Origin of the sequence: Pseudobutyrivibrio ruminis (genome assembly GCF_015057245.1) — a bacterium.
GTDB classification, from domain to species: domain Bacteria; phylum Bacillota; class Clostridia; order Lachnospirales; family Lachnospiraceae; genus Pseudobutyrivibrio; species Pseudobutyrivibrio ruminis_E.
Genome location: NZ_SVET01000007.1, coordinates 104,574 through 118,816, shown reverse-complemented (window position 1 = coordinate 118,816; position 14,243 = coordinate 104,574). Strand labels below are relative to the sequence as shown.

Genomic DNA, 14,243 nt, shown 5'->3' with positions numbered 1-14,243 from the left:
CTAGCATTATTCCCCATTACTATTGTCTTATCCGATTAGCTATCTTTTCTCTCAAAAACCCTAAGCTTTGCGCTCTTCGATCTGGAATTTTCTTCCAGCTCCTTCTCACTAGGCAGGATTGGCTTTCTCGTAACCACCTTACCTTTTGATTTCTTACCACATACACAAACAGGAAAATCCTTTGGACATGTGCATGGGTCTTCATTTCTTTTAAATGCCACTTTCGTGATTCTATCTTCCAATGAATGGAAAGTAATGATACATAACCTTCCACCTGGATTAAGCAAATCGACCATGTCATCGATGTGGTCTTCCAAAACTGTCAGCTCTCTGTTGAGCTCAATTCGAAGCGCCTGGTAGGTTCTTTTAGAAGGATGCCCCTGACCTACCTGTGCTTTCTTCGGAATACTTTCAGCTATTATTTTATTTAACTGTCCGGCTGTAAGTATTGGTGCGATTTCTCGCTGTTTAATAATGTTTTTAACAATTTGCTTGGAAAATTTTTCCTCGCCGTATGTAAACAGGACTCTGGTCAAATCCTCAGCTGAATAAGTATTTACTATATCAGCTGCCGTCATAGGATTATCTTTGTCCATCCTCATATCAAGTGGTGCATCCTCAACTCTATATGTGAAGCCTCTATCTGCTTCATCTAGCTGGAAGCTTGATACTCCAAGATCAAGCATGATTCCATCTACTTTAGTGACGCCCTGCTCCAGTAGCTTTTCTTTCATGAATTCATAGTTGCTGTGAATTCTTGTAACTTTATCGCCAAACTCTTTAAGTCTTTCACCAGCAGCTGCTAAAGCATCTGTATCCTGATCGAATCCATAAAGATGCCCTGTAGTAAGACGCTTTGCTATTTCATAAGAATGACCACCGCCTCCAAGTGTTCCGTCAACGTAGATTCCGTCAGGCTTAATATTCAAATTATCAATTGTCTCATTTAAGAGAACTGAATAATGATTAAATTCCATTTGACTCCTAAATTCCAAGGCCAAGCTCAGCCATGTGTTCTGCTATCTCATCCATATCATCGTAGGTGCCTTCATCTGTCCATCTCTCCTTAGACCAGATTTCAATTCTGTTCAAGACACCAACAGAAACAACTTCCTTATCAATTCCTGCGTATTCCTTAAGGTTACCAGGAATAAGAACTCTTCCCTGTTTGTCGATATCGCATTCTGCCGCTCCTGCGAAGAAGAAACGAGAGAACTTTCTAGCATCTTTGGTGGTAAGTGGAATCTCTCTAAATTTTTCTTCGATGGTTTTCCATTCGCTCATAGGATAAACGAATAAACATCCATCGAGTCCTTTGGTGGCTACGAAGTGCTCTCCTAACTGTTCACGAAACTTTGCAGGCATAATAAGACGATTCTTGGCGTCTATATTGTGACTGTATTCACCCATGAACATGAAAGCCGTTCCTCCTTTCCACCACTTTGTGACACTTTTCTTCCACTTTCCTCCACTTTTAAATACATTTTATACTATTTTCCTCCATTGCGCAACCCAAAAACCGTGAAAAATCAATGTTTTTCGGCATTTTCTATATGTGGTATGAAGTGGAGGGTCAGACCACAAAAAGTGCATTTTTTTATAAAAAATGGCACAAAAAAAGACATTGGAAACTCCAATGTCTTAAAAAAAATACAATTTATTATGAATTTAACTCCTGTGGGGTGGAAAGTGGATGATTCTTTTTATAGTAAATAAATAATCCACTGCCAAGAACAATACATGCACCAGCTATCAACTGAGATACCGCAAGATTTGTCCCCCAAAGCTTCAGCTGATCTGTTCTGACCCCTTCTATCCAGAAGCGACCAGCGCCATACACGATCAAATAGGTAAAGAAAACATATCCATTAAATGTCTTCTTTTTTCTGGTAAGAAGCAAGAATATCAAAAGTCCAAGATTCCATAGTGACTCATACAAGAATGTAGGATGAACACTAATATAAGTAACTCCATCAATCTGCACAAGATTTGCAAGCATTTCAGCTGTAACATCACTCTGAGAACGAATAGCATCAATAGGAAGCAACATTGCAAACAAGCCGTCTGTATATTGTCCAAATACTTCTCTGTTAAAGAAATTGCCCCATCTACCAAAGATTTGGCCAATGATTACACCAAATATAGCAACATCCATCACCTTAAGAAAATCAAACTTTTTTCTTTTGGAAAGTATGTACACACATGCTATACCAGCAAGCACACCGCCATAAATAGCAAGACCACCCTGCCTGATGTTAAGAGCACTAATAGGATTGTCTTTGTAGTAATCCCATGCAAATATAACGTAGTACAGGCGAGCACCAATAACGCCAACAATGATAGTGATTATGCAAATATCTAAGAATGAATCCTCATCAAATCCAACTCTCTTTGCTTCTTTTAAAATAAAACCTACCCCAACCAGCATACCAATTGCGATAATAACTCCGTAAAAAGCAATGAAAAAGGATCCAATATAGAATCCTTTTCCAACATTATCCAATGTAATATGCAAATTAGGGAAAATAATACTTGTATTCACAGCAATTCTCCCTGTTTATAATTACTCTGCATTGTTAAATAGCTGATAGATTTCAATCTTGAGCGCATCAGTATCTGTCATTCCAACAAAAATACATCCATACTCATACATACCGTCTTCAAGCTTGTTTACACGAACAACCTTGAACACTGTATCGATTGTCTCTTTTGTCCAAATTTGAATTCTGGCGTCAAAACATGCTCCTTCTTCAAATTCAACATCCTTTACTCTGAAAGCTAAACCAGTTTTTGAGATATTGGTAACTTCTACCTCCATATATTTAACGGTGGTAATGTTAGCCTCATCGATACGCTCGATTTCAACTTTTACATCAATATCCAAACGTTTATTTTTTCTCTTCTCTTCCATGCTCCTGACCTCCCAACCTTATTTGTAGATTACATCTTAAGATTTATACCTTTATTCTTAAGCTTTTCAATTATATCGTCAACTACCTTCTGAACTTCATCATGTGTAAGAGTTCTCTCATCATCGCCAAAGAGAAGTCTAACTGTAATTGACTTTCCAGTGCTATCAGAATATACATCGACAACTCCGACCTTTTTCAATATACTCTGTGCGCTCTCTTTTATTGTATCATTTATCTCAGAAAATTTCTCTGCTACAAATGATAAATCTACTTCAATTGAAGGGTATTTTGAAGGCTCAACATATGAAATATTCTCCTGCTTAATAGCAGCAAGTGCTTCAATGTCGATTTCCGCAAATACGATAGCTGCCTTCTTATCAATTTTCTTTGAAACAAGTGGATGTGCAACGCCCATCTCACCAATAACCGCATCGTCAAGAACTAAGCTATAGAGGTTCTTTGGATGCTCGTATGAGTGAGTAGCCTCAAGTTTCTTGTATGTAAGAGCCTTGTGTCTTACATCCTCGATTGTTTCAGCAATCATATCGCGAAGTTCAAAGTAAAGAGTCTCAAGCGACTTTGTCTTTGAGAACAATGTGATACAAAGCTTTTTGTGCTCATCGCAAAGTCCATCTTCCTTTAATCCTTCAACTACACGACCAACTTCGAAAATACCAAAGTCAGTAGTATAACCAGTGTTGTAATTTACCTGGCAAAGCTGAGTAGGAATGATTGAACGACGAAGTGTTTCGATATTAGGGTTTGTAGAGTTAGCAAGCTTAATGTTCTCCTCTACTTCCATACCAAGCTTCTTGTATTCATCAGCATACTGCCATACATAAGAATGTACTTCGTGAAGCTGGAATCTCTTAACAAGAATATCCTTAATTCTATCTTCTACATTTTTGTCCTCCGCCATACGAACTGGGTAAAGAGGTGCATTTGTTGTAGAAAGCTCGAAGTTATCATAGCCGTAGATACGTGTAATTTCTTCGATAATATCTGCCTTAAGGCTAATGTCCTTTGTAGCACGATATGAAGGAACATCAACATGGAAGTTTGCTCCATCCTGAGTTACACCAAATCCAAGTGATGTAAGTGTATCCACAATATGCTCATCACTGATTTCAATTCCAGTGTACTTATCCACAAAATCCTTATCAAAATCAAGAGCTACATGTGGATAATGGAATGCATATTCATCTGTAAGTGCAGATACAACCTTTACACCGTCATCAATATCAGAAAGAAGCTTCATGAAACGTGCAATTGCAACTGTAGTCATCTCTGGGTCAAGGCTCTTTTCATAACGAGCTGAAGCATCTGTTCTGTGAGAAAGACGAACTGCACTCTTTCTGATAGACGCAGCATTGAATGTAGCTGATTCAAGAGTAAGTGTAGTTGTATCTTCAACAATTTCTGAATCAAGACCACCCATGATACCAGCAATAGCAACAGGTGTGTTGTCGTTGCAAATCATAAGAGTATTCTCATCGATATTTCTTTCAACACCATCAAGAGTTGTAAAAGTGAAAGGCTTGTCGAATCTCTTGATACGAATCTTTTCAACCTTACGAGAATCAAATGCATGCATAGGCTGTCCCATTTCAAGCATGATATAGTTTGTAAGGTCTGCAAGAAGATTGATTGCTCTCATACCACAGTAGAAAAGTCTGATACGCATGTTTACAGGAGAAACGTTTGTATTGATGTTCTCTACCTTTAATGATGAATATCTCTGGCAAAGCTCATCTTCAATTTTTAAATCAATCTTTTCGAGATTGTCATATTTGCTAAGATCAATTGTTGGAAGCTCCTTAAGAGGACGCTTTGCAATTGTAGCAAACTCTCTAGCGATTCCATAGTGACCCCAAAGGTCAGGACGGTTTGTAAGTGACTTATTATCAACCTCAAAGATAATATCATCAATTTCATATAAATCCTTGATATCTGTTCCGTTTGGAGCATCGTCAAGAATGTCCATGATGCCGTCATTATTATCAGAAATGCCGATTTCCTTTTCAGAACAGCACATTCCGAATGAGTCATAACCTGCAAGTGGTCTTGGAGCAATTGTGATGTCACCAATCTGTGCTCCTACCTTAGCGAATGCTGTCTTCATGCCAACGCGTACATTAGGTGCTCCGCAGACAACATCTGTAAGCTTTCCATCACCAGCATCAACCTTAAGAAGATGAAGCTTCTTTGATTCTGGATGCTCTTCTACTGACTTGATTTCAGCAACTACAACTCCAGATAAATCCTCACCTTTATGGAAAATATCATTTTCAACCTCTGCTGTTGCAAGAGAGAACTTTGAAATAAGCTCCATCTTGTCGAGACCTTCAAGGTCAACGAAATCAGAGATCCAATTCATTGAAATAAACATGGTTATAGTCCTCCCTTACTGCTCATCATCAGTGAACTGAGCTAAGCTTGAAAGATTACCGCTGTTCAGATCACGAATGTCTTTAATTCCGTATTTCATCATTGCAAGTCTTGTAAGACCAAGTCCAAAGGCAAAGCCTGTGTACTTGTCAGGATCGATGCCGCCCTCTTCAAGAACCTTTGGATGAACCATACCACATGGGCAAAGCTCAAGCCATCCAGAATGCTTGCATGATGGGCATCCCTTACCGCCACAGTTAAGGCAGTTAATGTCAAGCTCGAAACCAGGCTCCACAAATGGGAAGAATCCCGGGCGAAGGCGAACTTTTATATCACGTCTAAATACTTCTGAAAGCATAGTCTTCATGAAGTAGATAAGGTTAGAAATAGAAATATCCTTTCCAACCATAACACCTTCCATCTGGAAGAATGTGTTTTCATGGCAAGCATCAGTAGCTTCGTTTCTGAAACAACGTCCTGGGAAGATAGCCTTGATAGGTGTGCCATCCTCGATAAGCTGCTTGCGATATTTTTTATAGATAGCGTTCTGTGCAGCTGTTGTCTGAGACTTAAGAAGCTGTCCATTCTCAAGATAATATGTATCCTGCATATCACGAGCTGGGTGATACTTTGGAATATTTACAGATTCAAAACACTCATAATCAGTAACTACTTCGCTATAATCTTCAACAGTGAAGCCCATAGACTTAAAGATATTTTCACACTGACGCTGTACAAGTGTGATTGGATGATAACTTCCCTGCTCAAAGTGCTCTGGAAGTGAAATATCAAACTCAGGAACCTTGTCAATTTCTCTTTGAAGCTCAAGTGCTGCGATTTCTTCCTTCTTCTCAGCAATCTTGTCAGCAACAGTATTCTTTAATACGTTAATTTTCTGGCCAAATTCTTTCTTTTCCTCAGCAGAAAGCTTGCCCATTTCCTTCATTGCAGCTGTAACACTACCTTTTTTACCTAAGTATGAAACACGTATATTTTCAAGCTCTTCAGAGTTTTTGATGTTCTGAAGCTCTTCTTCAAACTTTGTGCTCAATTCAGATATGATATCTATCATGGCTTCCTCCGTAAACTAAATTTTGGCCCGCGGCCAATACTACTAAATCAAAATTTTAGCTTTTATTCCTCTTGAATTCAAGGAAAATGCGCGTAATTATTTAGATAAATCTGTAATTAACATTGCATCTCCAAATGAGAAAAATCTATATCTTTCCTGCACTGCTTCTTCGTATGCTTTAAGCACATGCTCTCTGCCGGCCAAAGCCGAAACAAGCATAATAAGTGTAGACTGTGGTAAATGGAAATTAGTGATAAGTCCATCTATTACCTTAAACTCATATCCAGGATAAATAAAAATCTGAGTCCATCCACTCTTTGGTGTAAGAGGCTTTCCAGCCTCAGCTGCAGACTCAAGAGTACGTGTACTTGTTGTTCCAACAGAAATAATTCTGCCACCATTAGCCTTTGTTTCATTAATAATATCGCAGGCTTCTTGGTTGAGCTCATAGTACTCAGAATGCATATGATGCTCAAGCACTTCCTCTTCCTTTACAGGACGAAATGTACCAAGACCTACATGTAGAGTAACCTCTGCAATTTTTACACCCATAGCCTTTACTTCCTCAAGAAGCTCTGGTGTGAAATGAAGGCCTGCTGTAGGTGCAGCTGCTGAACCATCATATTTTGCATAAACAGTCTGATATCTGTCTCTATCCTTAAGCTTGTGAGTGATGTATGGTGGAAGTGGCATCTCTCCTAACTTATCAAGAATCTCCTCAAAAATTCCATCATAAGAAAACTCAATAATACGATTGCCCTCATCAACAATATCGATAATCTTTCCAACTAAAAGGCCATCACCAAATGAAATTTCCATTCCTGGGCGAGCTTTTTTACCTGGTTTTACAAGACACTCCCACTGATTGTCGCTAATACGCTTTAAAAGGAGAATCTCGACTTTTCCGCCAGAACCAACTCTAGCTCCATATAATCTTGCTGGGATAACTCTTGTGTTATTGATAACCAGACAATCACCTGGCTTTAAATAGTCTTTGATGTCATAGAAATGACGATGAAATGTTTCTCCAGTATTTTTATCCAAGACCATAAGCCTTGAATTACTTCTTTTTTCAAGTGGATCCTGAGCGATAAGCTCCTCAGGAAGATCATAATCAAAATCCTTAACTTTCATGATAAATCCTTAATACTAAATCTTATTTTTCCAATAGATAATAGCATAAAAGCACCTTATAAGCAAAAATCTATTATAAAAAATTCTATTACAAAAATCGTTATATTATGCACAATATAATTTATTTCTATTTTATTTTGTGCTATAATTCCGAATTGTTTACTGTTTTTAGGAGGAATGTAAAATGAAAAAGTCAAGAAAAAGGGTTTCCTTTGTTCATTCAATGGTTTTTAAAATGGTTCTAACTATTATCACTGCTCTTACGGTTATTTTGAGCGTGATTGGAATCCTTACCCTTAACAACTCAAGGTCTACTCTAACAAATACCTACGATAACTACACACAAAACCTTGCAGAGGTGGCAGCCATTGCAATTAACACTACAATGGAAACTACAGCTCACAACACTACTATTGAAGGTTATAGCGATTTAAATGGTATCGTAGTTGAAAAATATCTTATTTCTCAGCTAAAATCCTACCCTACTGAAAAGAAGCAGTCTATGTTCGATACTCTTGATGTGGCATTAGGTACAGTCAACATCACCGGCGTAGATGGTTCCTATGCTTACTATGTATCCAATGAAGGCTTAATGCTATACCACCCAACCTTAGATAAGATTGGTAATCCAGTAGATAACACAGCAATCGATGATTTAGTAGCGCGAATTCAGGCTGGTGAAACACCAGAAGAAATTGGAAGTGGTTCTCTTAAATATAATTATGAAGGAACTAAGCATTATGCAGGCTACGCTTTTACTGCCGCAGGAAATATTGTTGTTGTAACTGGTGACTATGATTTAATTATGGCTCCAGTTAACAAGCTTATTTCTGCTATGTCATTACTACTTATTATTGTAATTATCGCGTCTGCAGTATTGTTCTTTATCCTTATCAGAACAATGCTTAGCCCACTTGCTACTATTACTGACATTATCGACCATACAGCCCATCTTGATTTCAGAAAGACAGGTAATGCCGATGCGCTTATGAAACGAAAGGACGAAATAGGTGAAATCACTCGTTCAGTTAGCCTTATGCGCAATTCCCTTAGAGATATGGTTGTAAACATCACTGATACAGAAAGTCGTATCAACGATAATGTAGACGGACTCACATCAACAGCCAATAATGTTAACACAATGTGCTCCGACAACTCTGCTACTACGCAGGAAATCGCAGCATCTATGGAAGAAACTTCTGCTGCTACAGATGAAATTAATCAGAATGTAATTACTATTAAAGATGAAGCTGCAAACATTGATTCTATGGCTCAGTACGGCGCTAACCTTTCTCAGGATATTATGTCTAGAGCCCAGCAGTTACAAGCTTCCACAATTCAAGCTTCAAACAAGACAAAAGAAACTTACAACAATGTTAGACAGCAAACTAACACAGCTATGGAAAATGCAAAGGCTGTAGAAAAGATAAACGAGCTTACAAGCACAATCATGCAGATTTCGTCTCAGACTTCTCTTCTAGCACTTAACGCTTCCATCGAAGCTGCCCGTGCCGGTGATGCAGGACGCGGTTTCTCTGTTGTAGCTACAGAAATTGGAAATCTTGCAAATCAAACTAGCGATGCCGTGTCAAACATCGATAACATTGTATCTGCTGTAAATAATGCTGTAGCAGACATGTCAAACTGCCTCGAAGAAACCACCACTTTCCTTGAGGAAAACGTATTGGTTGATTACGAAGGATTCAGTAAGGTATCCGAACAGTACTACGCTGATGCAGAAGTATTCCACTCTAGCATGAGCTCAATCAGTGAGGGTGTTGAACAGCTTACAGGCTCTATTGCTCACATATCAGAAACAATCGAACACATCAATGCTACTGTAAACGAATCTGCAAACGGTGTATACGACATTGCAGAGAAAACAACTAATATTGTAAATGGTACAGTGGATGTAAACGACAAGGTCGGTGACACAAAGCAGGCTATCGACGCTTTAACAAACATTGTAAATCAATTCCAAATGGACGAATAAAAAGAAAGGGACAGTGATTAATCACTGTCCTTCTTTTATAAAGATCCTTCTTTAATTTTTCTTTTAAAATTATTCCATGCCAATCCAAATGCTTCCTTGAAAAAAACATTTGCCTCAGCAGCCATCAACATAAAATACATACAAAAATACAGCCAGAACATAAACATCATCATAGTTGCAAATGCGCCGTACATAGAAAAGTTATTGAATATCTTAACCCATATAGCAAGCAACATACTGAATACATACCAGCTAGCGGCACAAATAATACCTCCTGGCAGCTGACTAAAGAATGATAGGTTTTTATTCGGCAACACTGTAAATAAAAACGTAAATACGATAACCAAAAAGATAAATACAAATATCCCTCTAAATAATGGTCGAATGCCCACAACATATGCTAGGAAGCCATAATAATTTTTAGCATAATACTGAAGCTTCTGTGTAAATACAAGCATAAGCATGATTACAACAATAACAAACAACAAAACAAGAGTATAAAAAATAGCTCTTAATCTTCTTCCGAACCAATTTCTAGTCTCTTCTATTTTGTTCACCTGATTAAGCCCAACCATAAGATTCTGAAAGGCTTTTCCTGATGACCAGATTGCCATCACCGCAGAAATAGAAATAGCACCAACTGACGCCTGTGTAACAAGCCTGATAACTCTTTCCATATATGGCAGAAATGTTTCTGGAAGCACATCAAAAATAAGCTCATTCATGTACTCATTTATCGAAGGCACATAACCTGCAATCCATACTAAAAGCATCATAAAAGGAATAGCCGACATAATCATAAAATACGCCGTCTGGGCCGCATACGCCCCAATATTATCCCTTCCGCATTTATCTAAATATGTCTTTCCATAACCTAAAAATGTCCACATAATAATCTCCTCTAATCACAGATTCTATCAAAACCGTGCGGCATTTTAAAGAGGTTAGATTTTTTATTGCAAATTACTAAATATAAAAACACCTTGTAGCTATCAAGCTCTGTACTTACTCAAGCGAAACATGTGTTGAGCGGAGTAAATACATGCTTGTAAGCGTAACAAGGTGTACATAGTCTTTATATAAAATTTGCAAAAAAAATCTAACCCAAAATGCCGGGCCTATCAATTGACTCCTAGCTCTAGCTAGGTGGATCGCCGCAACTAATTTTTTGTCTTCCTCTGCGCAATGAAGGCCTGACAGCCAATTAGAAATATAGGCATTCCGTTTAAAGTAAATGTAGGTTCAAAAAGGATAAGTTAAATCGTACATCCCAGGTTAGAAATAAAGTCGGTATATTTACTACCTGCAATTATATTACAACAGATTTGTGATAAAATAAAGAACTGATTTTTCACAAAACAGGTCCAGAGTGTTTTTTAACTCTGGACCTTTGTTTATTAAATATAGATTATATTCTATAACTGTGGACCTGCAGAAACAAGTGCCTTACCAGCTTCGTTTGTCTCATACTTCTTGAAGTTCTTCTGGAAACGAGCAGCTAAGTCCTTAGCCTTCTCTTCCCACTCAGAAGCATTTGCATATGTATCTCTTGGATCAAGGATTGCTGGATCAACTCCTGGAAGCTCTGTTGGTACCTCGAAATCGAAGAATGGAATCTTCTTTGTAGGTGCCTTAAGAACATCACCAGAAAGGATTGCATCAATGATACCTCTTGTATCTTTGATAGAGATTCTCTTGCCTGTTCCGTTCCAACCTGTGTTAACAAGGTAAGCCTTTGCACCAGACTTCTCCATCTTCTTAACAAGCTCCTCAGCGTACTTTGTAGGATGTAACTCAAGGAATGCCTGTCCGAAGCAAGCTGAGAATGTAGGTGTTGGCTCTGTGATACCACGCTCTGTACCAGCAAGCTTAGCTGTAAATCCTGAAAGGAAGTAATACTTTGTCTGCTCTGGTGTAAGAATAGATACTGGAGGAAGTACTCCGAATGCATCTGCTGAAAGGAAGATAACATTGTCTGCATCTGGACCAGAAGAAACCTTGTTTACCTTCTGTGCAATCTTGTCGATGAACTCGATTGGGTAAGATACACGAGTGTTCTCTGTAACGCTCTTGTCATCAAAATCAATCTTGCCATCATCAGCAACTGTAACGTTCTCAAGAAGAGCATTTCTCTTGATTGCGTTGTAGATATCTGGCTCAGACTCTTTGTCAAGTCCGATAACCTTTGCATAGCATCCACCCTCAAGGTTGAATACACCGTTGTCATCCCAACCGTGCTCATCATCACCAATAAGGAGACGCTTTGGATCTGTAGAAAGTGTAGTCTTACCTGTACCAGAAAGACCGAAGAAAATAGCTGTGTGCTTTCCATCCATGTCTGTGTTAGCTGAGCAGTGCATTGAAGCCATGCCCTTAAGTGGAAGGAAGTAGTTCTGCATAGAGAAGAGACCCTTCTTCATCTCTCCACCATACCATGTATTAAGAATAACCTGCTCTTTGCTTGTTACATTGAAAAGAACTGCTGTCTCAGAGTTAAGTCCAAGCTCCTTGAAGTTCTCAACCTTAGCCTTTGATGCATTGTAAACGATGAAATCTGGCTCAAAGTTTGCAAGCTCTTCCTCTGTAGGACGGATGAACATGTTCTTTACAAAGTGTGCCTGCCAAGCAACTTCCATAATAAATCTAACTGCAAGACGTGTGTCCTTGTTAGCTCCGCAGAAACCATCTACAACGTAGAGTTTCTTATTAGAAAGTTCCTTAACTGCAAGTTCCTTACATGCCTTCCATGCTTCCTCTGAAGCTGGGTGGTTGTCGTTAGGATATTCTGGAGTTGTCCACCATACTGTATCCTTTGATGTCTCATCCATTACGATAAATTTGTCTTTAGGTGAACGACCTGTATAAATACCTGTCATAACGTTTACAGCGCCAAGCTCTGTAACCTTACCTACTTCATAGCCTGTAAGATCTGATTTTGTCTCGTCTTCAAACAACTGCTCGTATGAAGGGTTATAAACAACATCTGTTGCCCCTGTGATACCATACTTTGTCAAATCAACATTAGCCATCTGTCTTACCTCACTTTTCTAATTTATTTAATTAGCCTCCCTTTATTGGGATAAAAACTAATTTTCGCTGATTATCATTTTAAATTTTCGTTAAAATAAAGTCAATCTTTTTGAGCAAAAATTGTTTTTAAATCTATACAATTTTCTGAGATATTTTTTAGCAGATTGCCATGTATTAATTTTTTCTTAAATATGCCCATATTTTCTTGAAATCTTGTTGAAAAAAATGTCACAATAAACCTTGTGTTATAAATGACAGTTTAGTAAACTAAAGTGTGAAACTGAACCCAAGATATATAAGGAGGAAAATGTTTATGGCAATTGATAATTTCAGCGAGATAACTCCAGAGCTTGAAAAGCTAGCGGAGCTTTCTAAAAAATCCTCATATATAGATCCTGAATTATATACAACCTATGATGTCAAAAGAGGTCTTCGAGATCTTAATGGTAAGGGTGTACTTGTTGGTATCACCGAAATATCTGAGGTTAACTCAAAGAAATTTGTAGACGGAAAAGAAGTTCCTTGTGATGGTCAGCTTTTTTATAGAGGCTACAATGTTCAAGATTTAGTTAAAAATCTTCCATTAGAGCAGCACTTCGGATTCGAAGAGTGCACATACTTATTATTGTTTGGCACTCTCCCAACCAAAGAACAATTAGAAGAATTCAAAGCTCTTCTTGCAAGCTATCGCTCTCTTCCACCAAACTTCGTTAGAGATATGATTATGAAGAGCCCATCTAAAGATATGATGAACTCACTTGCAAGATCAGTACTTGCTTTATATTCAAATGATGAGAAGGCAGACGATACATCTGAACCAAACGTTCTTAGACAATGTTTGCAGTTAATTGCCAGCTTCCCATTGTTATCAGTATACAGCTATGCTGCCTACGACTATTACTACAACGACGCATCATTAATAATTCATCAGCCAAAGCCAGAATACTCTACTGCAGAGAATATTCTTCATTGTCTGAGACCTGATAGCAAGTTCACTCCACTTGAGGCAAAGCTTCTTGATGTTGCTCTTATTCTTCATATGGAGCACGGTGGTGGTAACAACTCTACATTCACCACTCACTTGGTATCATCATCTGGTACAGATACATACGCTGCTATTGCAGCTGCATTAGGTTCTCTTAAGGGACCAAAGCACGGTGGTGCCAACATCAAAGTTGTCCGCATGTTTGAAGATATGAAAGCACATCTTAATAATTGGGAAGACGAAGAAGAAGTTAGCACATACTTGCGTGCCTTACTTCACGGTGAAGCATTTGATAACGCAGGTCTTATCTATGGTATGGGTCATGCTATTTACTCAGTATCTGATCCTCGTGCCATCACCTTCCACTCTTTCGTAGAAAAGCTTGCCGTTGAAAAAGGCATGGAAAAGGAATACAACCTCTACGAAACAGTCGCTCGTCTTGCTCCAAAGATAATCGCCGAGGAGCGCAAGATTTACAAAGGTGTTTCACCAAACGTGGATTTCTACTCAGGCTTCGTTTATCAGATGCTTGGCATTCCAGGAGAGCTCTTCACTCCTATTTTCGCCATTGCTCGTATCGCTGGTTGGAGTGCTCACCGCATGGAAGAAGTTTGCCACAAGGGCAAAATCATGCGTCCTGCATACATGACAGTATGCCCACACAAAAAATACATTCCAATCGAAGATCGTAAAGTAGATTAAAAATGTAATCCCAGCAATTTAATTTGC

11 protein-coding genes and 1 other RNA gene are annotated in these 14,243 nt (G+C 38.4%); 2 read left to right on the top strand and 10 right to left on the bottom strand.

Translation table 11 applies throughout. From position 1 onward, the window contains the following. Positions 1–35: 35 nt before the first annotated feature. The 7 genes from rsmH to queA form a co-directional block, all read right to left on the bottom strand. Positions 36–977, bottom strand: a complete 942-nt coding sequence (gene rsmH / locus E7274_RS08030; protein ID WP_304175103.1) for a 16S rRNA (cytosine(1402)-N(4))-methyltransferase RsmH — start codon at positions 975–977, stop codon at positions 36–38. A 7-nt stretch (positions 978–984) separates the two neighbouring features. Beyond that, the gene (gene mraZ / locus E7274_RS08025; RefSeq protein ID WP_033153908.1) at positions 985–1,416 is read right to left on the bottom strand and encodes a division/cell wall cluster transcriptional repressor MraZ; all 432 of its coding nucleotides are present in this window, start codon (positions 1,414–1,416) and stop codon (positions 985–987) included. Between the two features lie 244 nt (positions 1,417–1,660). After that, positions 1,661–2,542, bottom strand: coding sequence for a prolipoprotein diacylglyceryl transferase (lgt, locus tag E7274_RS08020; RefSeq protein WP_304175101.1), 882 nt, complete (start codon positions 2,540–2,542; stop codon positions 1,661–1,663). A gap of 21 nt (positions 2,543–2,563) precedes the next feature. Further along, the gene (locus E7274_RS08015; RefSeq protein ID WP_304175099.1) at positions 2,564–2,911 is read right to left on the bottom strand and encodes a PilZ domain-containing protein; all 348 of its coding nucleotides are present in this window, start codon (positions 2,909–2,911) and stop codon (positions 2,564–2,566) included. A gap of 29 nt (positions 2,912–2,940) precedes the next feature. After that, the gene (pheT, locus tag E7274_RS08010) at positions 2,941–5,301 is read right to left on the bottom strand and encodes a phenylalanine--tRNA ligase subunit beta (protein WP_304175097.1); all 2,361 of its coding nucleotides are present in this window, start codon (positions 5,299–5,301) and stop codon (positions 2,941–2,943) included. 15 nt (positions 5,302–5,316) lie between these two features. Continuing rightward, entirely contained in the window at positions 5,317–6,372 is a 1,056-nt protein-coding gene (gene pheS, locus E7274_RS08005) for a phenylalanine--tRNA ligase subunit alpha (RefSeq protein WP_304175095.1), read from the bottom strand. Positions 6,373–6,468: 96 nt separating this feature from the next. After that, positions 6,469–7,506: a tRNA preQ1(34) S-adenosylmethionine ribosyltransferase-isomerase QueA gene (gene queA, locus E7274_RS08000; protein WP_304175093.1), complete on the bottom strand. Its 1,038-nt coding sequence runs from the start codon at positions 7,504–7,506 to the stop codon at positions 6,469–6,471. 184 nt (positions 7,507–7,690) lie between these two features. Here queA and E7274_RS07995 point away from each other — a divergent pair, with 184 nt between their 5' ends. Then, a complete protein-coding gene (locus E7274_RS07995) occupies positions 7,691–9,499 on the top strand; it encodes a methyl-accepting chemotaxis protein (RefSeq protein ID WP_304175091.1) in 1,809 nt (602 codons plus the stop codon). Between the two features lie 35 nt (positions 9,500–9,534). Here E7274_RS07995 and E7274_RS07990 read toward each other — a convergent pair whose 3' ends face one another. The 3 genes from E7274_RS07990 to pckA form a co-directional block, all read right to left on the bottom strand. Continuing rightward, the gene (locus tag E7274_RS07990; protein WP_304175089.1) at positions 9,535–10,389 is read right to left on the bottom strand and encodes a YihY/virulence factor BrkB family protein; all 855 of its coding nucleotides are present in this window, start codon (positions 10,387–10,389) and stop codon (positions 9,535–9,537) included. Between the two features lie 207 nt (positions 10,390–10,596). Then, a non-coding RNA gene (gene ssrS / locus E7274_RS07985) (6S RNA) lies at positions 10,597–10,779 on the bottom strand. Between the two features lie 135 nt (positions 10,780–10,914). After that, positions 10,915–12,528 carry a phosphoenolpyruvate carboxykinase (ATP) gene (gene pckA / locus E7274_RS07980; protein ID WP_074790619.1) on the bottom strand — a complete coding sequence of 538 codons (1,614 nt, stop codon included), beginning with the start codon at positions 12,526–12,528 and terminating at the stop codon, positions 10,915–10,917. Positions 12,529–12,842: 314 nt separating this feature from the next. Between pckA and E7274_RS07975 the strand changes: the two genes are divergently transcribed. Beyond that, positions 12,843–14,216: a citrate/2-methylcitrate synthase gene (locus E7274_RS07975; protein WP_304175087.1), complete on the top strand. Its 1,374-nt coding sequence runs from the start codon at positions 12,843–12,845 to the stop codon at positions 14,214–14,216. Positions 14,217–14,243: the final 27 nt, after the last annotated feature.